The sequence below is a fragment of the Geoglobus ahangari genome (genome assembly GCF_001006045.1).
GTDB classification, from domain to species: Archaea; Halobacteriota; Archaeoglobi; order Archaeoglobales; family Archaeoglobaceae; genus Geoglobus; species Geoglobus ahangari.
This window is the reverse complement of record NZ_CP011267.1, coordinates 1,272,395-1,295,568: the sequence shown is the minus strand read 5'-3', so window position 1 is coordinate 1,295,568 and position 23,174 is coordinate 1,272,395. Positions and strand designations below refer to the sequence as shown.

At 54.8% G+C, this 23,174-nt stretch carries 24 protein-coding genes; 13 read left to right on the top strand and 11 right to left on the bottom strand.

Features of this window, described 5'->3' with window-relative positions; translation table 11 throughout:
* Window positions 1-5: 5 nt before the first annotated feature.
* From GAH_RS07470 to GAH_RS07455, 4 genes are all read right to left on the bottom strand, one after another.
* A complete protein-coding gene (locus GAH_RS07470; protein ID WP_048095858.1) occupies window positions 6-3,722 on the bottom strand; it encodes a carboxypeptidase-like regulatory domain-containing protein in 3,717 nt (1,238 codons plus the stop codon).
* Between the two features lie 128 nt (window positions 3,723-3,850).
* Window positions 3,851-4,531, bottom strand: coding sequence for a ParA family protein (locus tag GAH_RS07465; RefSeq protein ID WP_048095857.1), 681 nt, complete (start codon window positions 4,529-4,531; stop codon window positions 3,851-3,853).
* Complete coding sequence (locus tag GAH_RS07460) at window positions 4,528-5,580, bottom strand: MFS transporter (RefSeq protein WP_048095855.1); 1,053 nt, start codon at window positions 5,578-5,580, stop codon at window positions 4,528-4,530. Before GAH_RS07460 ends, GAH_RS07465 begins: the two co-directional genes overlap by 4 nt.
* Before the next feature lie 4 nt (window positions 5,581-5,584).
* Window positions 5,585-5,902 (bottom strand): helix-turn-helix domain-containing protein, encoded by a 318-nt coding sequence (locus GAH_RS07455; protein WP_052747810.1) that lies wholly within the window; start codon window positions 5,900-5,902, stop codon window positions 5,585-5,587.
* A gap of 111 nt (window positions 5,903-6,013) precedes the next feature.
* On the opposite strand from GAH_RS07455, the gene GAH_RS07450 reads away from it, so the two are divergent.
* Both GAH_RS07450 and GAH_RS07445 read left to right on the top strand, forming a co-directional pair.
* Window positions 6,014-6,334, top strand: coding sequence for a DUF134 domain-containing protein (locus GAH_RS07450; RefSeq protein ID WP_048095853.1), 321 nt, complete (start codon window positions 6,014-6,016; stop codon window positions 6,332-6,334).
* Window positions 6,324-6,623, top strand: coding sequence for a ribonuclease P protein component 4 (locus GAH_RS07445; protein WP_048095851.1), 300 nt, complete (start codon window positions 6,324-6,326; stop codon window positions 6,621-6,623). The genes GAH_RS07450 and GAH_RS07445 overlap by 11 nt, the downstream gene beginning before the upstream one ends.
* On the opposite strand, the gene GAH_RS07440 is transcribed toward GAH_RS07445, so the two are convergent.
* Genes GAH_RS07440 through GAH_RS07430 form a run of 3 tightly spaced genes read right to left on the bottom strand, consistent with a single transcriptional unit; the run spans window position 6,624 to window position 9,099 of the window.
* Complete coding sequence (locus GAH_RS07440) at window positions 6,624-7,565, bottom strand: Lrp/AsnC family transcriptional regulator (RefSeq protein ID WP_245603999.1); 942 nt, start codon at window positions 7,563-7,565, stop codon at window positions 6,624-6,626. It lies immediately after the preceding gene.
* A 9-nt stretch (window positions 7,566-7,574) separates the two neighbouring features.
* Window positions 7,575-8,264, bottom strand: a complete 690-nt coding sequence (locus GAH_RS07435) for a precorrin-2 dehydrogenase/sirohydrochlorin ferrochelatase family protein (RefSeq protein ID WP_048095850.1) — start codon at window positions 8,262-8,264, stop codon at window positions 7,575-7,577.
* Window positions 8,265-8,304: 40 nt separating this feature from the next.
* Window positions 8,305-9,099 carry a 2-amino-3,7-dideoxy-D-threo-hept-6-ulosonate synthase gene (locus GAH_RS07430; RefSeq protein WP_048095848.1) on the bottom strand — a complete coding sequence of 265 codons (795 nt, stop codon included), beginning with the start codon at window positions 9,097-9,099 and terminating at the stop codon, window positions 8,305-8,307.
* Window positions 9,100-9,203: 104 nt separating this feature from the next.
* Between GAH_RS07430 and GAH_RS07425 the strand changes: the two genes are divergently transcribed.
* A complete protein-coding gene (locus tag GAH_RS07425; RefSeq protein ID WP_048095847.1) occupies window positions 9,204-9,533 on the top strand; it encodes a CidA/LrgA family protein in 330 nt (109 codons plus the stop codon).
* Entirely contained in the window at window positions 9,530-10,204 is a 675-nt protein-coding gene (locus GAH_RS07420) for a CidB/LrgB family autolysis modulator (protein ID WP_048095844.1), read from the top strand. Before GAH_RS07425 ends, GAH_RS07420 begins: the two co-directional genes overlap by 4 nt.
* Here GAH_RS07420 and gatE read toward each other — a convergent pair.
* Window positions 10,201-12,048, bottom strand: a complete 1,848-nt coding sequence (gatE, locus tag GAH_RS07415; RefSeq protein ID WP_048095843.1) for a Glu-tRNA(Gln) amidotransferase subunit GatE — start codon at window positions 12,046-12,048, stop codon at window positions 10,201-10,203. The genes GAH_RS07420 and gatE overlap by 4 nt on opposite strands.
* Before the next feature lie 84 nt (window positions 12,049-12,132).
* On the opposite strand from gatE, the gene GAH_RS07410 reads away from it, so the two are divergent.
* The 9 genes from GAH_RS07410 to GAH_RS07370 all read left to right on the top strand — a co-directional run bounded on the left by GAH_RS07410 (window position 12,133) and on the right by GAH_RS07370 (window position 19,023).
* A complete protein-coding gene (locus GAH_RS07410) occupies window positions 12,133-12,432 on the top strand; it encodes a UPF0175 family protein (RefSeq protein ID WP_048095841.1) in 300 nt (99 codons plus the stop codon).
* Window positions 12,429-12,926, top strand: coding sequence for a DUF3368 domain-containing protein (locus GAH_RS07405; RefSeq protein ID WP_048095840.1), 498 nt, complete (start codon window positions 12,429-12,431; stop codon window positions 12,924-12,926). The genes GAH_RS07410 and GAH_RS07405 overlap by 4 nt, the downstream gene beginning before the upstream one ends.
* A 35-nt stretch (window positions 12,927-12,961) precedes the next feature.
* Entirely contained in the window at window positions 12,962-13,519 is a 558-nt protein-coding gene (locus tag GAH_RS07400) for an alpha/beta hydrolase (protein ID WP_048095835.1), read from the top strand.
* A 67-nt stretch (window positions 13,520-13,586) separates the two neighbouring features.
* Window positions 13,587-14,210 (top strand): hypothetical protein, encoded by a 624-nt coding sequence (locus GAH_RS07395; protein ID WP_048095833.1) that lies wholly within the window; start codon window positions 13,587-13,589, stop codon window positions 14,208-14,210.
* A complete protein-coding gene (locus GAH_RS07390; protein ID WP_048095827.1) occupies window positions 14,204-14,695 on the top strand; it encodes a DUF7288 family protein in 492 nt (163 codons plus the stop codon). The genes GAH_RS07395 and GAH_RS07390 overlap by 7 nt, the downstream gene beginning before the upstream one ends.
* The gene (locus GAH_RS07385; protein WP_156967425.1) at window positions 14,683-15,102 is read left to right on the top strand and encodes a hypothetical protein; all 420 of its coding nucleotides are present in this window, start codon (window positions 14,683-14,685) and stop codon (window positions 15,100-15,102) included. The genes GAH_RS07390 and GAH_RS07385 overlap by 13 nt, the downstream gene beginning before the upstream one ends.
* Window positions 15,099-17,636 carry a VWA domain-containing protein gene (locus GAH_RS07380; protein WP_048095820.1) on the top strand — a complete coding sequence of 846 codons (2,538 nt, stop codon included), beginning with the start codon at window positions 15,099-15,101 and terminating at the stop codon, window positions 17,634-17,636. The genes GAH_RS07385 and GAH_RS07380 overlap by 4 nt, the downstream gene beginning before the upstream one ends.
* Window positions 17,633-18,286: a DUF7289 family protein gene (locus GAH_RS07375; protein ID WP_048095817.1), complete on the top strand. Its 654-nt coding sequence runs from the start codon at window positions 17,633-17,635 to the stop codon at window positions 18,284-18,286. The genes GAH_RS07380 and GAH_RS07375 overlap by 4 nt, the downstream gene beginning before the upstream one ends.
* Window positions 18,283-19,023 (top strand): DUF7289 family protein, encoded by a 741-nt coding sequence (locus GAH_RS07370; RefSeq protein ID WP_048095813.1) that lies wholly within the window; start codon window positions 18,283-18,285, stop codon window positions 19,021-19,023. Before GAH_RS07375 ends, GAH_RS07370 begins: the two co-directional genes overlap by 4 nt.
* Here GAH_RS07370 and GAH_RS07365 read toward each other — a convergent pair.
* Genes GAH_RS07365 through GAH_RS07355 form a run of 3 tightly spaced genes read right to left on the bottom strand, consistent with a single transcriptional unit; the run spans window position 19,020 to window position 23,062 of the window.
* Window positions 19,020-19,682: an OB-fold nucleic acid binding domain-containing protein gene (locus tag GAH_RS07365; RefSeq protein WP_048095808.1), complete on the bottom strand. Its 663-nt coding sequence runs from the start codon at window positions 19,680-19,682 to the stop codon at window positions 19,020-19,022. The two genes, GAH_RS07370 and GAH_RS07365, sit on opposite strands and share 4 nt — an antisense overlap.
* Complete coding sequence (locus tag GAH_RS07360) at window positions 19,682-22,378, bottom strand: DEAD/DEAH box helicase (protein WP_048095804.1); 2,697 nt, start codon at window positions 22,376-22,378, stop codon at window positions 19,682-19,684. Before GAH_RS07360 ends, GAH_RS07365 begins: the two co-directional genes overlap by 1 nt.
* A gap of 36 nt (window positions 22,379-22,414) precedes the next feature.
* Window positions 22,415-23,062 carry a helix-turn-helix domain-containing protein gene (locus GAH_RS07355; protein ID WP_048095800.1) on the bottom strand — a complete coding sequence of 216 codons (648 nt, stop codon included), beginning with the start codon at window positions 23,060-23,062 and terminating at the stop codon, window positions 22,415-22,417.
* Window positions 23,063-23,174 lie beyond the last annotated feature (112 nt).

Sequence of the window (23,174 nt, the reverse complement as noted above, 5' to 3'; positions counted from 1 at the left end):
TCACCTCACGATCCCGGAACCGTGAACTCCAGCGGTGGAGATCCCGGAACGGTAACATTCAGCTGGTACACCTCACCGGTCTCGGCGATGACGCCGTTGCTGTAAACCGGGTACAGGACTGCCACCTTGTAGGTTCCCGCCGGAACTGAGAGTGTGAACGACGCCGTCTGACCCGCAGGGATCGTCCTCTCGAAAACCTCAGCATAGTACCTGTCGCTGGTCGCGTTGCTGTCCTTCACCGTTATCCACACCGACACGTCACTGTCGTACAGGCTGGTTATGTTGACGACGAGCGAAGTCTGGGTTCCACCGGTCGTTCCGTTCTGGGTCTGAGTGGCTATTGACTCCAGCGCGATGCTCAGACTCGTATCGCCGCTCACTGTCAGGGTTGTCGCGTTGATGTAGTACCCGTCGGCCTGCACAACCACGCTGTACGTGCCGTCTGGCAGCTGGAAGGTCGCAACGCCGTTGGAGTCGGTGGTGTTGCTCGCACCCGTCGTGTCAGAGTACAGGCTCACGCTCGCTCCAGACACCGCACTGCCGGTCTCGTTCACAACCGTCACTCTAACGCTGGAGAGCGTTGTCGAGGAAACACCAAAGTCGAATGTCATCGAGGTGTCTGAGCTTATCGAGACCTCGAAGTTCATCGGCATGCCGAGGTCGTAGTGGTAGATCTGAACGGTATAGTTGCCGGGCGGTATTCCGGCCATGCTGAAGGTTCCGTTGTCCGTGTACGTCCAGAAGGAGTACTCGTCGTTGTAGATGTACACGTCTGCCGAGCCGGACGGGAGGATTGTGCCGTCGAGCGTGTACCCTCCAACCGCCGACATGTCCACCGTCAGGGTAACGTCTCCGCTGACCGTAACTTCCGCCGAGTAGTATCCGGCTGTCGGGGAGTACACTTCAATCGTGTAGTTGCCCCCGCTCAGCCCGTGGATGACAAAGTTGCCGTTGTAATCCGTGGAAGTCCAGCCTGCGAATTCCCACGTGTCGGAATTGTAGAGGTAAACGTCAGCGTAGCTCACCGCCTGACCGTTCCTGAGAACCTGCCCGCTCAGTGAGTAGCCCTGGGAGACCGTGAGGTTCATCACAGTGTCCCCGCTCAGTGAGACCGATGTCCTGACGGTGGTGTATGAAGACGAGTATGGGTAGAACTCCACCGTGTAGTCCCCGGACGGCAGGTACATCTCGTAGTAGCCATCGCTCCCGACCTCAGCAGAATTCCACCCATTCTCACCGTACGCCACGATCCACCCGCACCCGTAGGAGCAGGTGACGGGCTGGCCGTTTCCGTCAACGATCCACCCGGACAGCATGTTGCCCTGATCTGCGAGGTCAAACGTGACGTTGTAAACCGTATCCCCGGCAAGTGAGAGCGTGACCACCTTCTCGACGAATCCGGGAGACGAGGACGTTGTGGGGTCGAAGTGAATCTCGTACGTTCCAGCTGGCAGCTCGAGCTCGTAATATCCGCTGTCGTTCGTGAACGTGTAGGCGTAGTAGAGAGTGTCCTCCGAGAACGTCCAGATTAAGACGTCAGACATGGGGGTGTCGCTCCTCCCACTGGTGTCCGTGACGTAGCCGCTGAGCTTCACACCATTCGCGAAGCCGACGCTTATGTTGTAGAGCGAAGATGTCAGGCTCTGGTTCACGTCCAGCCTGTCCTCATATGGAGTGAAGTACTCGCTGGAAAAGCCCGGATCCACGCGGATGTTGTACGTGCCGTAGGACGGCAGAGACAGGCTGTAGTACCCGCTCGAATTGGTCGTTGCCGTGACGTAGACGAGGTAGTCGTCACTGTACAGGCTGACGAAGGCCCCGCTCACGGGCGTACCATCCTTGAGCACATATCCTGCGAGAGTTGGCAGCGAGCTTATGTCGAGGACGATGACTGAGGTCGTGTTGTTTATGCTGACCGAGAACGTGTACGTCTGCACGGTGTAGTTGCCAAATATCATGACCTGAGCCGTGTAGTTGCCGTCAATTCCATTTATAGTCACGTTGCCGTTCTGGTCTGTGATGCCGTAGCCGAGGAACGCTGTGGTCGAGTACACAACCACCTCGGCACTGGCTACTGGCGCGCCGCTGTCGAGCACCCTCACGGTCACCGACCTGACCTCAGGTATGTCGAGCTGGGAGAAGTCTATGGCGATCTCACCTCCCTCACTGGCGGTTCTGTTACCAACCTCAATCATCCTGAACGGAGGGATGGCCTCGTATATCACAACCCTGTACTCTCCGGGCTGGATTCCGATGTCCGCTGTGCCGTTGGAGTCGACACTCACACCGTAGAAGCAGGTGCCCTCTAAGGTGATCATGAAGTCGGAAGTGCTGTTGTAAACCGTGCTCCAGTTCAGTGCCCTCACGGTCACGTTTACCGTGCTCTGGTTGCAGGTTTCGGGATACCAGTACACCAGTCCTGAGGGGAGCGTGAAGTTCTCCTCAAAGTACCCACCTTCGGTGTAGTTTCCGTAATACGAGCCTGTCAAGAACCCGTTGCTCTCGTTGAGGATTACGTCAGCAGTGCTGTTGCCTGCGAACGCGTCAATCGGAACCGCGGTCGCGTTCGATGTGGCGTTTATGGCAAAGCCCACGGGTTCGCCGGGATCGTAGCCATTGCTTGCGTTCAAATCCAAGAACGCAATCACCCAGTAAAAGCCCGGTGGAACGGAAAGCGAGTATGCATAGGGGAAGGCCGGGGACTGAACCACCGTTACGTTGACCGGCTGTGAGAGAAGCAGGGATTCAGTAAGGGGCTGGGTCGCGTTGTACGCGGCTATGTGGAGCGTTCCGGTGGCAATTCCGCTGTAGTAGACTGTTCCACCCACGGTCACGTTCGCACTTCCCTGACTCACGGTGCCCGTGCCAGACGAGGTTCCTGCTGGTGAGGCTGTAGTCTCGTAGAGAGTGATGTTCGCGCTGGTGTTGTCACCCAAGGTGACGTTGATGGCAGTCATCCCCAACACATCACTTGCGTTCACCGCGTAGCCAATCGCCGTGTAGTTTCCGCTCTCGTTGAGAAGTGCCACCACGTAGTAACTCCCCGCAGCCACCTGGAACGAGTACTGTGCCGGGTAAGCGATCACGGTGACTGTGGTGCTGTTGTCGGCAGATGGGAGGAAGGCTGTTACATTCTCCGCTGTCAGGTCGTCCCTCGTGTAGAGGCTCGAGTTGAAGGCGTAAACCTCCACCAGCCCAACGCTCACATTGGCAGACGGGAACAGGAATCCGGAGATTGTGTAGTTCACCGTGCCGGCTGGCTGTGGGGTGGGAGCGGTTGAGGTCGCGTTGTAGATGACGAGATCCACCCCGCTGACATCTCCGTTCAGAATCTGGATCTGATTTGACGCGTTCTGCGGCTCGTCCGAGTCGGGAGTGTTGTTTCCGTTGAAGTCCAGAAACGCGAAAACCGTGTAGTTGCCGGTTGGGAGGTTGCTCACGTTGTAGGGGAAAACGAGCGTCTCGGTGGTGGGATCCGATAAGACTGGCCCAAAGCTCGCGTACCACAGATTCCTCGTCTCGTTGTATGCTACCACAATGAGCGGTGTCGTGGCAGGGTCTGTGGCACCAACCACGGTCACGTTGCCCGTTATGTTGTACTGGGCTGCTGCGGTTGACGTGATCACCAGTAGCGCCACTGACACCACTATCAAAACCAAAATGGTCCTGAATTTTTCCTTCACACCAAACTCACCTCTCGCGCATTTGCTCGCACACTCCATCTGATCATCTACCGGTTCTGCAAGGGGATATTTAAGTGTTGCTGAGTTTGAACAGAATAACACAAAAAACAAGTGAAAACGAACCTTTACCTGCAAGACATGAGTTTAAGAAAAGAGAATGAAACAACTCAAAGGTCGAGAACCCTTCTCGCGAGACCCCTTATTGCCGCTGTGACGGGGTGATCCTCATGGTCCCTGACGAAGAACGGCCTATCCATCGTCACGTCACAGCTGCAGGGAATTGTGCCCACAACCTCGACACCGACATCGACATCCCTGCCGTCGTACCTGTTGATGACCGCATACATGGGTTTGGAAAGGCTGCGGATTATATCCAGCAGGGTCTCGGTTCCGTCAACATCGATCTTGTCAGGCCTCAGGGCGAGCAGTACAAGATCGCTCAGGATTATGGAGTTTATGCTGGAGTAGCTGATTCCAGGGTGGGTGTCGAGAACCACGAAGTCAAACCCGCTCAGCTTCTTTTTGACCTCCATCAGCCTCTCGAGTGTCCTCATTTCCTCCCTGTACTCCTTCCTGAGCTCTCTCTTTATCGCGTTCGAGGATGGTGAGGCGAGGATGGCGTACAAGTTCCTGTCGACCTCGACCGTGCACCCCCCAACCTCTGCGTTCCCGTATATCAGGTCGTTTATGTAGCAGTCTGCCTCGAAAAACGAGTAGAGGCTCGGAGCGATCAGATCAAGCTCCATTATGCAGGTTTTTCCGTACTCCGCCAGCACACTCGCCAGGTTGAGGGCTATGAAGGTTTTGCCGACTCCACCCTTGAACGAGTGGAGGCTGATAACCTTCACTGTGACGCACCCCCCATCTCCCTCACCCTCATTAGGTAATCCTCCTGAGATATCTTCGGCTCCCTAACCAAGGCTATGAGAACCGATGCAAAGATCAGCAGGATCAGGGCAATGGCCTCAAAATCGGATGCCTTGGGGGAGTAGTAGAGGATGGCCTTGTACCCGGCGAGCAGTGATGCCATTATAACGGAGAAGCCAATGGCGTAGTGCTTCCCCTCGCTGCCGTACCTTGCGAGATCAGCCCATATGATCATCGAAAAGACGTCCACGAACCCGTAGGACGACTGGATGAGGAGGGCAGAGAGCACGAGGTTCCTGTTGAACAGAACGTACGACGCGGCAAGCAGCAGCAGGCCTGCGATTGATACTGGCTTCCTGCCAAACCTGTCGTAGAGGTATCCAGCCACAACCACGACTGCCACGTAAAACAGAACGTGCACGCTTATGCCAGCCTCCCTGAAGGCCACCTCCATCTCAGCGTACATGAACCCACCGAGAATGTAGAACACCACGATCGGGAGGGCGAAGTTCACAACATCTCTGTTGATTGACCAAGTCTCCCTGGACGGTTTGTCGCGAACCTCGGGCAGTAAGAGCACCGGGACGAGCGGGAGGGCCGCGAGGAGCTGGTTCACGTGGCCACTGTGCTGGACGAGAATGAGATAAATGTTGGCGATTGCAGCGGATACCGCGAAGACTGTCGCTCTCCTCCATGGCTTGACCTTTCTCGACATCAGCGCACCCCAGAAGACCACATGCGCACCAACAGCCAGCCCCTGAATGGCCGATGCTGCTATGTAGTGGCCCGACCTGTAAATGAAAACCGCGAGGATCAGAAGAATGGCGAGTATCTTTAGAGCAGCCATCTTCCTCTCAACTCTGTCCGCAAACGTGCCGGCGATCAGCGAGCCGGCGATGGTGGAGGCCATGAACGTCGTCAGATAGCTCTCCAGAAGGTTTGCGGGCAGATCTGCAAGCAGAGGCCCGTAAAGCGGAAACGACAGAAAATAAGCGGCAAACGCAGCGATTACAACAACGAGTGCAAGCATGCCATCACCCCAAAAAGTAGTACACCTTTTTCCCCACCCTCTTCTTGCTCGCATACCCCATCTTCACGAGCGTGTTCAGGTAGTGGCTCTCGGACGGTCTCCCCCTTCCTGTGACGGACGCGACCTCCTCTGCTGTGGCCTCCTTGAGTTCCATGAGGGCCATGTACGTTGTTCTCAGGCTTCCTGGGAGCTCCAGAAGGGCGAGGGGATCAATATCCGGTCTTTTCCTTTCACGCCCCGCGATTTCGTCCATTTTCCTCTCTATCCTTTCCAGCAGATTCCTGATCTCAATGAGGATTTCAATCAGGTCGTCCCTCTCCAATCAGACCACCCGTCCCGAATCTCTCTGAATATCGAGAGGTTAAAAAGGCTTCGACGCCAATCACCCGAGGGGAACAACCGTTAAATAACACCGAACTGAATAAATATTCAGATGCCGCGAAGGAAGCGAAAGAGGTTCGTGGAGCTCAGCTTCCACGAGAAGGGCGGAGAGGTTGTGGTGTTCCCTGATGAGGCCGAGGCGGTGAGGCTCGTGGACGTGCTCGGAATGAGCCAGAAGAGGGCTGCAGAGCTCATGGGGGTGTCGCAGCCGACCATAAGCAGACTGCTTTTGCAGGCAAGAAGGAAGCTCGGCATAGCGATGCTCGAGTCGAGGAGGATAAGGATAGAGTTCGACGACAGCTTCATAGCCGTGAAGAGGTGCAGAAGGTGCCTCAAGCCGGTTGACAGGTGCGGGTGCGAGGATGGCGGTTAAAAGAGACAAGGCTCTGGAGAAAAGGATCGCGAGGGAGAGGATAGACTACCTGCTAAACCTCGCGGATGAGGTGAAATTCAGGGACTACGAGCTCGCGAGGAGGTATGTTGAGCTTGCGGTCAGGATAGCGAAGAAGTACAGAATCAGGCTGAAGAAGAAAAAGCTCAGGTTCTGCAGGGGGTGCCTCCACCCATACAGGCACGACAAAATGAGAGTCAGGGTGAGCAAGGGGGTTGTGAGGATAACCTGCCTGAACTGCGGGCACGTGAGGAGGTTCAAGTTAAAGTAATCAGTCCTTGAAACTCCTCAGGCTGTAAAGTATCCTGAGCTCCTCCACTCCCTCCACGTCCCTCGCCTTCTCGGCTATGCCCTCAATTATCTCCCTGTTCACCGCGTGCACCATGAAGTAGACCGGGTAGTTCCAGTTCTCCGGCACCTCCCTCTGGACGAGGTGGGTGATCTCGGGGATTCTTCTGAGAAGTCTCTCAGCAACCCTCTCAGGCTCTTCCGTCCTTATCAGGTTCATCCCGTTCTCCCTGAAACCGGCTTTCTGGCCGTTCAGGACTGCGTAGAAGTCCCTCACAACCCTCTTCTCGATTAGCTCTGCAATCAGATCCGCCAGCTCGGACTCGGTGTACCCGTACTTCTCGGCAAACCTCCTGAACGGCCTCTCCTCCACGGCGAAGTTCCTCTCCATGTCCCTCAGCATGTCCCCATCAACCCCAAGCTCCTCCACCTTCGGCACCTCTGCCCTCTCCTCAGCCCTCGTGCTGAACGAGACCCCCCTGAAGAGGTCGTACTTCACGTCCATCTTGTAAACCCTGACGCTGGGAAGAACCACGTAGTTGTCAACGCCGCACCTCTCCATCAGAGCTTTCGTCCTTTCGAATAGCTCTTCTTTACTCGGGGCCTTTATCGTGAACCAGATGTTGTAGACGTCATGCTCCCTCAGGAAGTTGTGCTTCACCCCTCTGTCGGAGTTTATGACCTCAACGGCCCTCTCCAGATTTTCCCTAACCTCCGCCCCGACGAGGGCTGCGAAGCTTATCCCCCTGAACGCCTTGTAATTCAGCTGGGGCCCTACCTTCTTGACCACTCCGCTCCTCAGATACTCCCTCAGCGACTCGATGACGGATTCTACCGATCTGTCGAGCTTTTCGGCAAGCTCCGCAAATGGGTCTTCACTGACGGGCATCTCGTACTGGGCCTTCATCAGGAGCTCTTTATCCACAGAACCACCTCAGAAGTTTATCTTGACGACACTATCATCCACATCCCGCTTTCCTTCCAAATACTCTCTCAAGTACTTTATCGCGAACTCCTTGGCCTCCTCGATCCTCCCCTCTCTCACCAGCCTCTTGAACTCCTCGTCACCGCTCACCGCAAAGTACATCTTCATCCTCACATTTACGGGAACCTCATTCTCCTTCATGTACCTTTTCAGGAAGTCCATAGCCCTCAGCAGGTTGAGCAGCTCCTCGTCCTCCCTGAGAATCTGCAGGAACTTGTCCCTCACTGCCCTCGCAACGACCCCGCTCTTTCCCTCGGTGGTGACTGCGAACCTTATTCCGTCCACCTCACCGTCGAAGGGCACGACAACCTCAGTCCTCTCAGCGTCGTTGGCGAGATTCACGAGGGCCCTGTGCTTCTTGGCCAGCCTTACAACCGCGTCATTCACGCTCGTGTCAGGAATCGCCACAGTCACGAGGTCGCACCAGCCTATGTGCTCCTCAAGGAGAGACTCATCCCTCGCATCTCCTTTGATGAGCTCTACATCCATCTCCTTCAGCTCGTCGCTGAACTCGATGCTCAGAACCCTCACCCTCGCCCCGGCACTCAGAAACTTCTTCGCCCTGCTCGTCCCGACTCCACCTCCACCGATGATGAGCACGTTTTTACCGGAGAACTCGATGTAAAGCGGAATTCTCATTGAATCACCGGAGAAAAGAGGAGAGCCAAAATTAATAAACTTAACCCCTGAGAACTTCGAGTGCCTCCTTCCAGGTCCCGTTCTCGTGGACTATGAGAGATATGGCCTTCGTCATCAGGGTCGGATTCTCGGCCTGAAAGACGTTTCTGCCGATCGCAACACCCCTTGCCCCCGCATCCATCGCCATCTCGACCATCCTGAGTATGTCCTCCGCGGAATCCATCCTCTCCCCTCCGGCCACAACCACGGGAACCGGAGACCCCTCCACAACCTTCCTGAACGACTCGACGCTGCCTGTGAAGTTCGTCTTTATTATGTCCGCTCCAAGCTCAACCCCCACCCTCACGGCAAGCGCCACAGCCTTCTCGTCGAACTGATTGATCCCCTCGCCTCTCGGGTACATCATCGCGAGCAGCGGCATCCCCCACTCCCTGCAGTCCCTGCTTATCTTCCCGAGCTTCATCAGCTGCTCTGCCTCAGTCTTGCTCCCGACGTTTATGTGAACGCTGACAGCATCGGCTCCATGCTTTATCGCCTCCTCCACGCTCGCAACCAGAACCTTCTCATTTGGGTCTGGAGAGAGCATCGTGGAGGCTGAGAGGTGCAGGATCAGCCCGACATCCTTCCCGTAACCCCTGTGGCCGAACGCAACCACACCTTTATGCACCACAACCGCATTTGCCCCTCCCTCTGCCACGGCGTTGATCGTCTTTCTCAGGTCGATTATCCCCTCTATCGGCCCCATGCTCACCCCGTGGTCGAGGGGGACGATTACCGTGTTCCCGCTGTCGCGGTTTATTATCCTCTCCAGCCTTATCCTCTTCCCGATCTCCATAACACCACCTTGTTAGTGTGAGACATTGAGACACAGTAGCAAAGATATATAAAGCTTTTGGATCATCGAAAAGGTTTAAAGTAAACGATTAAACATTTCAAAACATGTATAGGGGGCTCGCGGTGATATTCGGCTTTTACTTCCTCGGAGAGTTTCTCTCAAAGACCCTAAGCCTCATGATTCCCGGAAGCGTTCTCGGAATGATCCTCCTCGCCATCGCCCTTTTTTCGGGAGTCATGAAGGTAGAGTGGTGTGAGAGAGAAGCAGAATTCTTCGTCAGGCACATGAGCATACTCTTCGTACCTCCGGGAGCGGGCGTGATACTCTACCTCGACCTCATAAAGTCTGAACTGCTCCCAATAGCCACAGCGCTTGTGGTGAGCTTCTTCGCCACCCTGCTCATAACTGCAAAGACCGTGGAAGTGATGAGATGAACCCGTTCGGAATCTTCCTGACCCTCGCCCTCTACTACGCATTCACAGAGGTTTACTCAAGAAAGAGGGTTTTCCTGCTCAATCCAGTTCTGCTGACGATACTGGGCATAGTCCTGATCCTGAGCGTTTCGGGGATAAGCTATGATTACTACAATGACAGTGCCCAGATCCTGACGTTCCTGCTTGGCCCGGCTGTTGTGAGCCTTGCGGTGCCGCTCTACAGGCAGAGGGAGTACATATACAGGTACTCCAAGCAGATTTTTGCTGGGATTGTTGTGGGAGGGCTGGTGGCGATAATAAGCGCAGTCTTTATCCTGAAGCTTCTGGGAGGGAGCGAAGTAGTGATGAGAAGCATAGCGCCGAAGAGCATAACCACAGCTATCGCAATTGGCGTGAGCGAGAAGATCTCCGGAATTCCATCCCTCACAGCAGTCCTCGTGATTCTCACGGGCATCATGGGGAACGCTGCAGGGGTGGAGGTAATGAACGCAGCAAGAATAAAGGACAGGGTTGCAAGGGGGCTTGCGATGGGCGTCACAGCTCACGGTCTTGGAACGGCGAGGATCATTCTGGATGACGAAGTGAGTGGGGCGGTGAGCGGGCTCGGAATGGCCCTGAACGGTATCTTCACGTCGATAGTCCTTCCACTGATTGCTGTTCTCCTGTTCTAAATGTTCTCCAGCTCCCTCTTTATCGCTTCTCTAAGCTTTTCGGCTATTACCTTTCCATCAACCTTGCCCCTGAACTCCTTCATGACGAGGCCCATGAGGGGCTTGAACGCGTTTTCTCCTCTCTCAGCGATCAGATCACTCTTTTCTTTAACGAGATCGGCTATGAACCCATCCAGATCCTTCGAGGGCGAGAGTCTTGCGAGTATCTCCTCCTCACCGACCTTCTCCCTGCTTAAGATCTTCAGAACCTCCTCCGCTCCTTCTTTTGCTATCTTGCCATCCCTGATCATGGACAGCGTGAGCCTGAAGTCCTCCTCTCCAAGCCTGTCCACATCGTATCCTTCCTTCCTGAGCTGGGACGGGATTATGTGGAGCACCCTCGCAACAACGCTCGCCTCAACGCTCCCTGCAAACTCCTCGAAGATCCCGCTATACCTCGGATCCGCCATTATCATCGCGAGATCCTCTGAAAGTCCGTAGCTTCTCATGTATCTCTCAGCCCTCTCCTCGATTAACTCTGGAACCTCAACGCCCCTCATCTCCTCGTCAATCACCACTGGTGGCACATCGGTCTCGGGGTACATCCTCGCCGCACCCGGCAGCGGGCGGAGGTAAGAGGTTGTTCCATCATCGTTCGCCTTCCTCGTCTCCTCAGGGACGCCAACGAGGCAGAACTTTGCCCTCTCCACTATCCTCGCGAGGGCGTTTCTGACCCTCTGCTCGTCTCCGGCAGCGATTATAACCGCATCGCCTTCTCCAGCATTAACGGCCTTTCTGAGCTCCTCCACCTCCTGCTCGCTTATCCCGTAGGCTGGAAGCTCGTCGGTGTGGAATATCCCCCCTAAACCGAAGGTTTTGGCGATGTCCGCAAATTCGGTTCCAAGCCTTCTGCCGGGCTGGATCTCCATTCCAACGAGGCCTGAAAACCCCTCAAGCTTCACGGCCATTATCGCCTTGGCCTTCCTGAGAATCTTTGATTTCGTGCTGGCAAAAACGTCCTTAACGTCGAATATCTCCTCGCAGACCCTGGCGTTCCTTTTCCTAAGCTCATCCCTTATCCTGAGCAGGTTAACCTGCCTCACCACCTCGTACTCAACGATCTTGTCCAGAATGTCCACGTCCTGCACTCCCTTTATCTCAACCCTCGCCCCCTGCTCGATCGAGATGTTCACGTCCTGCCTTATCGTCCCGAGACCTCTCTTCACCTTTCCCGTGCTCCTCAGGATCATTCCGAGCTTCTTCGCGACCTTCTTGGCCATCTCGGGGCTGTTTATGTCCGGCTCCGTGCCGATTTCAACGAGAGGGATTCCGAGTCTGTCGAGGGAGTATACAACCTCACCCCTCCTCTCCTCGACCTTTTTGGCAGCCTCCTCCTCAATGCAGAGGGTTGCGACACCTATTCTCCTCCCATCCACCTCCAAGTAACCATCAAACGCTAACAGCGCAGTCCTCTGAAATCCGGTGGTGTTACTGCCATCTATGACAATCTTCCTCATCACGTGCAGCTCGTCAACAAGCTCCATGTTGAGCATCTTGGCTATCTGGATGCCTATTATCAACGCCTCCCTGTTGATCTCCGTCGGAGGTTCTTCATCAGCCTCAACGAGGCATGTGGTGTCGTAGAACTTGTAGGTGAACCTCCTGCTCCTCATCACCTCTTCCTTGGCAGCCCTGTCCTCCGTGCCAAGCTCGCTTCTCTTGAGCCTGAGATACCTGAAAAACTCAAAATTCGAATCCTCGACTTCCCTCAGCTCAGTTGGACACCTGCAGAAGAGCTTGTGCTTGGTGTCGAGCTGCTGGTGAATCTCTATACCAACCTTGAGGCCGAGATCAGCGTAATTCATCAAGCTCTGAAGGTTGCCGGGAGGTATTAAGGTTTTCCTTACGGCTCCCAAAAGCTTAAGTATACATTAACAAAATTTGTAAACGTGGCAGTGATCTCTGTTAGAGTTGGCTCGGAGCTCGAGAGAAAGATAAGAAAGCTGATAGAGCTCGAGAAGTCAGATAAGTCCTCTGCGGTGAGAAGGGCCTTGGAGAGAGGCGTTGAGGAGGAGCTGAAGAAGGTGGCACTTGAGCTCTACATGTCGCGAAAGGTTTCCCTCGCGAAGGCCGCGGAGATCGCAGAGGTGTCGGTCAGGGAGATGATGGAGTACCTGAAGGAGAGGGGTGTTCCACTGAACCTGACGGTTGAGGAACTAAGAAGGGACTTCGAGGAGGCAATGAAGTGAGGTGGGTCTTCAATTCCACTCCACTGATCTACCTGAGCAAGGCAGGTGTGAGCTGGATCTTTGAAGAACTTGAAGGCGAGAAGCTGATTCCGGAAGCAGTATACAGGGAAGTGGTGGTCAAGGGGAGGGAAAGGGGAGACGTGGATGCGTTCATAGTGAGCAGCCTCATTGAAAATAATGTCATCAGAGTGGTCAAAGCTGATGTGAGGGAAGCTCTGAGAGGGGTCAGGGAAATTCAGGACGGTGAGAAGGAAGTCATAGAGGTTGCACTAAGATATAACGCGATTGCAATACTCGACGACAGCATTGCAAGACAGGTTGGAGAGGCGCTTGGAGCAAGAGTTCACGGAACCCTTTATCTAATTTTTCTGATGGTGAAGTCCGGAAAGCTCGGCAGAAAGGATGCAAGAGTGGTTGTGGAGAGGATGATGGCTCAGGGCTTCAGGCTGAGTTCGGAAGTGTACTCGGAATTTCTCAGGCTCCTTGGACTCTGAAGAAGCAGTTATATACTTCCCGGAGAACATGAGGTATGGTCGAGGTCGTTGTGAACGGCATAAGGGCAACCTACGACGTCAGAGGGGAGAAGGGAGTTTTGCTCTGCCCACCCCACCCCCTGATGGGCGGAAACAGGTTTGACGTGAGGCTGGAGAGGATAAGCTCCGCCCTCCACAAATCAGGCTTCTCAACTCTCAGGTTTGACTACAGGCAGCCCTTCAGGAACGGCATCGGCGAGGTTGAGGACGCGAGATACATGCTCCTCTATCTTAGGGAGAGGCACGACTTTGTGGCGGTTGTCGGCTACTCCTTCGGGGCAGTTGTTGCCAGCAACATCGCGGATGAGAGCGACGCTCTCGTTCTTATCTCTCCGCTGAAGAGATTGCACGAGATCGAGCTGAAGGATAGCAAGGTGCCAAAGCTGATCATCTACGCGAGCTATGACGACATAGTGAGCGTTGAGGAGTCAAGGGACATTGCTGGAGCGCTGAGCGATCCGAAGAAGGTGGTGGAGCTGGAGACAGACCACTTCTACACCGGAAAGATGGACGTGCTCGCTAACGAGGTTTCTGACTTTCTGAGCTCGCTCTGAAAGCTCGGCCCCACACTGGCGTAACCACAAAAACCTTTATAACGGTCGCATCCATACTACAATTATCATGATAAGGAAACTTGCCACATCCAGCCATGGCAAGCTCAGCCTCGATCTGCTCGTAGGCCTGTCCATCTTCCTCATGGCATTCCTCGTCGTTTCTCAGCTCATAGCCGGGATGTTTGGGGAGGTCAGGAGCGAGATCTCACTCTCACACGAGGCCTACAAGGTCTCGGTCATACTCGCGGAGATGCCGGGGAAGTGGAGCAACGGAACAAAGAACGGGACTGACTGGGAGAACAACTGGTTCAGGCCGAACACTATATTCCTCCCCGGCCTTGCCGTGAAGTCTTGCGAGCTGAGTTATGAGAAGATTGTGGAGTTCAGGAACGCCACGCAAAGCGACTACGAAAAGGTGAAGCAGCTGCTCGGCCTGAAAACGCCGGACAGCAACTACGAGTTTCACATCAGCCTCGAAACTTTGAACTCCACGCCGTTCAAGAGGGAGCTGCTGCTCGAGACCTCGGGAACCCCGTCCGGAACCCCCCTGCTGGACGTTGGCATGGACATACCCGAAACACAGATGGCGAGGTTCGAGAGGATAGTGTGGATCGACAACAGCTCGGTGCTGGTAAACCCGACGATCGTCTCCGGCAGGGCTGTGGCGAAGCTGGTGGTGGTAGTATGGTGAAGGGACAGATGATGACGCTCGAGGGAATCATGGGAGCAATTCTGCTGTTCCTCGTAACCTACACCCTCTTTCAGAGCTCCCTCGTGATCTCCCCGCTCTGGAGCGAGTTCAGCGATGCCCAGATGAAGCAGCTCGCATACGATGCGCTGAGGGTTATGGACGGGAACTCCTCTCTTAACGACTCACTCAAGGGAATGCTGATCGGCCTGAACTCGTCATTCAAACCAAACGAGGAGTTCATCTCCTCTCTGGAAAAGCTCATCAGGCCTGCAAACTACAGGCTCGAGATATACTGGGTGAACGGGAGCAAAATCGAGTCTGCAGTTCTCGTGAACAACCAGCCAACGCCAGAAGCAGTTGCGGCGAGCAGGGTTGTCGTGCTGGACAACGGAGACCTCTCACCCGACTCCCCGTTCTACAGACCTGACGGTAGGAGCTACACGCCGATAGTTGTAGAGGTGAGGCTGATAGTATGGCGCGCGTGAACGAGAGCGGCCAGATAATAATACTGTTCGCCCTCGTGGTCTCCGGGATAATCGTCACGCTCTCTGTAATCTACACCCAGAACCTTCTGGCGGGAATGGAGAGCTCGAGGACGATAATGGTGTTCCCGAAGGAGGAGATAAAGAACCTGAGGGACATAGTCGAGAACGACTTCGTCGATCACATGGGTCTGAGGAAGTACGAGTTCGACGAGTACACGTACAACGTCAGCAGAGACATCAGACTGCTGTACGCGCAGAAGGGGAGCTACGCGGACGTTTCCGTTTTTGCGAGCTACCCGTCGGAGCTCTCCGACACGGTCTCCTACTTCAACGTCAGGATCACCTACATTGGCGGGGGTGTGGAGTACAACGACACGACTCTCTGCAGGCTGGAGGGGTGCATATGAACTCCCGTGGAGTTTCGATACTCGTCGAGTACCTGCTGCTGATGTCGATAGTCTCGTTCTTCGTCATACTCATGACGCTCCAGCTCAACGACCAGCTCAAGGAGGTGCACCTCGGAAAGGTCGTGGAGAACCAGTTCTCGGACGTCTCAGCGGAGATATCCTCCCAGATCGTCGACATCCTCACAATCGCCCCGAGCAACGGTTACGTTAAGGCGAGAATATACATGCCCGACAGGATCGGGGACAGGGAGTACTTCGCGGGGTTTAAAGAAGAGGACGGTTACAGCTACGTGTACATTGAGTCGGAAGATGGGAAGTACCAGAAGTACCTCGGCCTCGGTGGAACGACGCTCTACTTCCAGCCCCGCGGGATAACCAACAGCCTCTCGGAGGAGCACGTCCTGGAGTACAGCAGGAAGTCGGTCGTGTTCCCGAGCGCAGTTCTGATCTTAAGGCCAGCCATAGTTCTGGCCAACGAGACGTCCAACGGTGAGACGGTCATCGATGTCTCGAAGTCCTCCGCATATGGGTGGTGGAATTGGGAGGTGGAGCTCTGGAACGGCACGAAGATTACCGGAGACATGGGAAGCGCCACATACACGCTGAGCGTGGTGTGGAACGAGACCGAGTTCGTCACCTACTGCAATTACGACTCAACCAACTACACCGCCTACTGCAACCTCACGCTCACGGTGAGCGACCTCACGTACAACCTCAACGACACGGACACGGCCACGCTCGTCATAACCAAGAACACATCCTCAAACCCCGACCTGTACATAAGGAAGTTCGTCATACCTCCGCAGGTAGCTCCGGGAGAGCCGTTCGAGATACACATATACCTGCAGGGCAGGGGGTTCCTGCTTGAGGGCAGGGGCACAACCCTTTCAGTCGTGCACGTGATAGACACCTCAGGGAGCATGGACTGGAAGACGAAGTACGACTCATTCTCCGGCTACGTCACGCCCTCTGTCTGGAACGTGCAGCTGGACATAAACTCGTCGTTCCTCGGAAAGAGCGTTCTGATAGAGGTGTACACAACCGATGATCTGTCGCCATGGTGGGACGGGCTCGATAAGGATGATGCGTTCGTTGTCAGGGTGGAGCAGGCCGATGGAGATGTGTGGTACGCCAACGGAGAGCTCGGAACGCTTAACGGGAGGTACTTCTACGACTCGAGAGTGACTTCCAGCGAGATAGGTATATGGAACATAAGCACACTCGTCGCGATACCTGAGAAACCCATTCCGGTGACCATCGAGGTCTACAGGTACGACGGGTACTGGAACCTCGTTTACAGCACCACAACCACGTACACGGCGAACTACAGCACGGAGACAGTACAGCTACCGGAGAACTTCACCAGAAACGACCTCTACGACTACCTCGCCATCAAGCTGAACTCCCCGTACTACTACGACTTCCTCGCATGGGCAACGTACTCAACCACAACGGACTTCTGCTACGACTACAGCACAAGGACGTACTGCCTGATTAGCCCCGCGGCGGCGGACAACTACACGTATTACGTCGTCCCGTATGCGTTCGACGCCTCGCTTTACGAGGGAGACGCGAGCATCCAGAAGCTCGATTCTGCGAGAATCGCCGCGATAACCTTCGACAGCGCGCTTGAAAACAGCGATTACGTTGGACTGGTCGATTACTCATACTACGCAACCAAACATACTGTCAACACGTCCGGAGCGCTGACGTACCTGACGACCAACAAAACCGTGGTGGACGAGGAGATCAAGGATCTGAGCCCATCGGGTGCGACAAACATATACCACGCCCTCAATCAGGCCAAGGAAGTACTTCTGGAGAACACAACGGCCATATCGGGAACGAAGCCGCTCATAATTCTGATGAGCGACGGTGAGCCAACCTGGGGCAGCTACCTCTGGGATCCGGCAGACCCGTACACCGATCCCAGATGTGACGGGAGCAGCTACTGTGTTGATGCTGCAAACAGGGCAATAGACGAGGCGAACACGATAAAAAGCACCTACATTGGAAGCGAGAACATAACCATCTGCACCATAGCATTCGGTTACGACGCAAACACGGCGTTTCTGCAGGAGATAGCAAGCACGAAGCCCGACGGGAGCAAGTGCTTCTACACCGCGACAAACTATCAGGAGCTCGTTGACGCCTACAACGACATATCGAAGACGTTCAAGCTGTCCGCGAAGAACGTCACGATCACTGACGTGATACCCAGCGGTCTCGAGCTCGTGGGAGAGCCGACGGTGAGCATAAGCGGAAACGCCACCGCAGACGTCCCGATTGTCTACCAGCTTCCAGACGGAACTGCAGTCAGGCTGAACATCTCGGAGGTGTACATAAACGACGAGATTGAGCTTGTGTTCCAGGCGGTTGCCAACAAGCCCGGAGACTACCAGCTTGATGTCTACGGAGTGAGCAACGTCACCTACGAGCCCTACCCGTTCACTGGAGATATAGCGGTCTACAACCTGACCGTCGTGTCAGGAAGGGTTTCAACCGCAGAGAGCGCGGTGGTGGAGATATCATGAGCTCGGAGGTAGTAGGGACTGTAATAATACTGTTCATAATCACGCTCACAGTGGGAATGCTCTTCGTTTACTCCCAGCCGGTGCTGTTCCAGAGCAAGGAGTCCCTCAGAGAGAAGGACGCGTACTTCACAATGCTCGACGTGAACGAGAAGATAAATCAGGTCAGGTTCGGCATGGAGCCCACGGCCACCCTGAAAATACACTTCAGCGATTACTCCGCAACGTTCAGGAACGAGCCGGTTATAACCGTGAACGGAACCGCATACAACGTCTCATCCATAGTCTTCTACGGCAGCGGCTGGGAGGTGGTCATGGAGAATGGAGCGATTATAGGAAAGTGGGACAGCCATTCGGAGATGCTCACGGCCCCTCCAATATATCTCACAGGGAAAACGCTCACAATGCCGATAATCTCATTCAACGGATCCCTCTCGGCCGGGGGTGGGGGTTACGTCACCCTGAGGATCACTCAGGAGAACGTGAGCCTGATAAAAACCGGTCCTGCGGAGATAAAGATAAGGAGCAGCAACTACAAGCTGTGGGAGAAGTTCTTCAGCGAGCTCGGTCTGAGCCCGAGCGTGAGCAGAAATGAGGTTACGGTCGTTGTTGAGGACTCGTATATCGTACTGTACAGGGTGAGGCTGGGATGAACTCGAAAGGTGTTTCGGAAGTGCTCGGATACATGCTCATCCTCGGGATAGTCATCGTGGCCATTTCGATGGTCTACCTGAAGACGAACAGCATGGTGGAGAACACAAGCAAGATGTTCATCTCAGAGGGTATAAGGCAGAGCTTCAAGAGGATCCTGAACGTTGTTGCGATATCAACGTACGGGGGTGCGCCGCTCCAGAGCATTCAGGTCGAGATGCAGGGAGGAACGTTCTGGATAAGTAACGAGACCAAGATCAACATAACGGTAGGGAACCTTACGCTCGAGCGATACACCGGAGCCCTCAACTACAGGTATGAAGGGCTTGAGGTGACTCTCGAGAACGGGGCTGTGTGGGAGAGATACTACGGATACGACAGAGCGATAGAGGAGCCGAGGATATTCATCCACACGAGCTTTGCCAAGAGCCCGTCCTACTCCACCAAGGTTGTCGCTGTTGTCGTGATAAACAGGCTCGTCGGGGACGTTTCGGTGAGCGGCGAGGGTTCGGTCAAGCTCATATTCAACACGACATCGGTTAACGTAACGGCAGAGGATGTTGGGGATGTTATGAACCTCACCATCACCTCTCCTTACGCGAAGCTTTGGTACGAGTTCTTCGACAAACTGCCGGGGGATGCGATGCTCAACAACACCACGAACACGGCAACGCTCAGCGTCTACGTTGACAGAATCGTGATAGCAGAATACACGACGCAGGTCAGCATAGAAACCTAAATCTCAAGCCTCCTCACATCCACAAACGACCTCCTCCCAGCGTGGATCCTGATCCTTCCACCGAACTCGCTGACGTTAGCGTTTAGAACTATCACCTCGTCTCCGGGCGAGATTGTACTGAAAAGCTCGACCTTATCGTCCCATAGCAGGAGGGGAACGAATGTCTTCCCGTCAGTTATCGTCAGGGCCGCCATCCTCCTCCCGTCCCTCGTCACCCTCTCGCCCTCGATTCCGCTGACCCTCCCCCTAACGCAAACACCACCTCCCGGTTTCAGGTCGCTGAGTGAGGTGAAGGCCGAGTCGTCGAGCTCGACCCTGACGTTATCGGCTGAGTTGACGTGAAAACCGCTCTCTCCCGAGTTTGCCAGCACCTCAACCACCATCCCCGGAAAAACGTCCCTCACAGCAACCTCGTAGGCCTCATCCCAGAAGTACACGTAAACCCTCCCCTTCTCGCTTTCCACCTCAACCCTGCAGTACCTCTTGTCTTCAAAGACCCTCCTGTCGAGAACCCTTCCGGAGATTCTGACGAAGCCTCTCCTCACATCTGCTGGGTTTTGCCTGCCTGCCGAGTACTCGGCGAGGAGCCTTGCAGTCTCTTCGTCAATCAGCCCGCCAAAGTGCTCCAGAATCTCCTTCACCTTCTCTTCAAAATCCATCAGTCCCAGAAGGCCCTCGATTTTATATAATTCTTTTCCGCCTCCAGAAGAGCCTTGAAAAAGCTCTTGTCGTCTGGATAGAAGTTCAGCAGGATCCTGCTTGCCGTCTCAACCCCGATGCCGTAGGTGTTCATCGCATAAACCGCCCTCATCCCGTGCATGGAGACAAGGTTCGCTATCCTGTAGAGCTCGCTCTTGCTCACATCCTCAAGCCTCCTCCTAGCATTAACGCAGGCGAGCATCCTCGACCCGCACCTCGGACATGTGAGGGAGTCCAGATGCCTGACCTTCAGGGTGATCGTGTACCTGCAGTTGAGGCAGTGAACGTGGCACTCCTCGTCCTCAATCCTCTCCCTGAACGCCTCCAGAACAGCCTCTATCGGCTTTGATGTCAGAAGCACGTCGAAGCTCTGCCTCGAGCTTGCCGTGCCTATTGGGGTGAGGGAGCTGTAGACAGAGATTTCGAGGCTGTCGAGGTTCTCGAGTATCTGAGCGAGCCTGTCGATGTCCACCCTCTCCACCTCAAGCTCCCTCATGGCCTCCCTGAAGATGGGTGTGTCGTAGAGCCTCTGGACGAGCTTCCTGACGTTGACCCTGTTCAGCTCCACGTCCTTGCTCAGGTACCCCATCTTCCTCGCTACGTTCAGCATCTTCCACTGGAACAGTCTGGTGTCCACAACGGCCCTTTCAAGCAGCCTCTCCAGCCCCTCCCTGCCCACACCTCTCAGGGAGTTCAGCGCGTCGGCAACTTCTTCGACACTCGCGGGAATCAGCCTTATCCTGTAGGGATCTATCTCAACACCGACATTCCTCCCCCTCCTCGCAGAGATCAGCAGTGCGAGTATCCTGCCGAGTCCCTCGTTCACCTTGTGCCCGAAGCATGCGTTGACAACGGCCACGTCATCGTTCCCCTCAATAACGATCCTCACGTCGCTGGGAACTGCATAGCCTGACTCCACATGCTCTCTGATCTTCTCAACCACTGCTTTGGCAGCTTCCACGTTCACGCTGTAGTTGTCCAGCAGGTACCTGACGGCCTCATCCTCACCTCTTCTCGCTAAATCCGCCAGCACCCTCCTGAGCTTTCCGACCTCCTGAGCGACCTCGAAGGGTACGGGAATCTCCTCCCCAGCCCAAGACGGCACGTCAGCATCCACACCGGCAGGAACAACCCTAACCATGTCGTCCACGCTTACAACTCTCCACACCTCTCCCTTCATGGCAAAGAGCTCGCCCGTGAACGTCTGGAGGAATGACTCGTCCAGAACCCCAATTACCTTCCCGGTGGTTATGTCCCTCACAGGGTAGTGCCTCTCGTCCGGGATCATCGAGATGTTCTCGTAGAAGTACCTCCTCGTCTTCCTCCTTGCTTTAAGAGCCTCTCCGTCGTAGTCCACAACCCTCATCTCGCTTAAAAACCTGCAGAACTCGTCAAAGAACTCGAACTCGAGGTTTCTGAAGGGGTAAGCCCGCCTTATGATCTCGAACGCTCTCTCAGCCGAAATCTTCCCGTATTCGAGGGCAATCGCGGATATCTGGTTTGCGAGTGTGTCGAGGCTCATCTCGTGGACTTCGGTTTTCTCGACCTCACGCCTGTAGGCCCTCCCGACTATCACCGCCGACTCGAGGATGTCGTCGAAGCTGCTGGCTATGACGTACCCCTTAGACACCTTCTCGAGCCTGTGACCGCTCCTCCCGACCCTCTGGATAAGTCTTGCCACCTCCCTCGGGCTGTTGTACTGGATCACGCAGTCCACGTGGCCTATGTCTATCCCGAGCTCGAGGGAGGAGGTGCATATGAGGGCCTTGACCTCACCCTCCATGAACCTCCTCTCGTTCTCAATTCTCACATCCTTGGAGAGGGAGCCGTGGTGAACCTCTGCGCTCATTATCCTCTTAAGCCTCAGCGCGAGTGCCTCAGCCGTCTGACGGGTGTTCACGAAGATCAGAACCGACTCGTGCCTGTCAGCAATCTCCTTTATCATCCTCAGGTCTGCAGCAGTCTCCTCACCAACTCCCAGCTCCCTGCCAAGCCTCCTGTCCTCGTCAGTGACCTCGGCCTTCACAACAGAGAAGTCGTACCTCTTCCTGCCCTGAAACTCAACCACGGTCTCGCAGCCGAAGTACCTCATTATCCTCTCCCTGTCCCCGACCGTCGCAGACAATGCGATGACCTGAAACCTCGTGTACTCCCTGAGCCTCTCGAGAGCGACCGAAAGCTGAACCCCTCTCTCGCTGTCCGCAAACTCATGAACCTCGTCAATCACAACAAACCTCACGTTTTTCAGCGCCCTTCTCAGATTCTTCCCGAGGAAGAGGAGCTGGAACGTCTCGGGAGTGGTTATGAGAATCTGCGGCGGCCTCAGTGACTGTCTCCTCCTCTCCCCCTCTCCCGTGTCCCCGTGCCTGACGGCGATGCTTATACCGAGCCTCGAGGCTATCTGCTCGATCCTCCTCAGCATGTCCCTGTTCAGAGCCCTGAGAGGAGTTATGTAGAGGAGAGCTATCCCCGAAAAATCGTTCTCCAGAATGGACTCAATGAGCGGGATAACCGCAGCCTCGGTCTTCCCGCTACCCGTGGGCGCGACGATCAGACAGTTCCTTCCCGACTTTACCTCCGCATAAGCCATTCTCTGGAGCTCGTTCAGATCCTCAATGCCCACTTTTCTTAGCGCCTCGACAAGTCTGGGATTCATCTGGAAGTGAGAGTTGACGCGGGCAGCTTTTAACAGTTACTCTCCCTCTCCGAACTCCTCGCTCCTGAAGTACTTTGCCACAAGCCGGCATATCCCCTCCTGAAGGTGCTTGTGCACCGCACTCTTCGAGAGGTTCATGACGCTCGCGATGTCCTCAAGCTTCACCTTCCTCCTCCTGTCGAAGTAGCCCATCTCGTAGGCCGTTTTCAGGATCGCGTACTGCCTCTCTGTAAGCCTGACACCCTTGCTGTCTATGCTCTTCACCTCGATTACCTCCCAGTTGCCCACCCTCTTCAGCTTCTCATAGGCCCTTCTGAGCAGGCTTATTTCTGGGGCGTAAACAGTGTAGAGCTTGTTTCCGTTCTCCACTATAATCGGCGGCTTTATGAAGCAGTAAGACTCCTCGAACGCCTTGATTCCCGTGGTGTCCCTGATCACCGCGAGAAAGTCGAGGCTCGTTTTGGTCTTCTCGAGAATCTGGAAGAACTTCGTGCTCTCGTGATTCTCGATTATGTCGAAGCACTCCCTCGGGTTGCCCTCCATCCTCGAAATTCTCCCCAAGAAAAGCGCCTCCTCGTCATTCATGAGGATGTATTCCAGCAGTTCCATTGAAACCTGCCCGTTCTCCGTTGCCTTGGCGAGGGAGCAGGTGTGCTGGTTAACGCGAATCTTTGCAATGTACATGTGTATATGTCCACCCCATCATATTTATTCATGAGGGTGGACATTTCCGCGTTTCGAATATAAACCTGTCCACCAAATGCTATATCTACGATTAAAAATTATAATAGTTTGG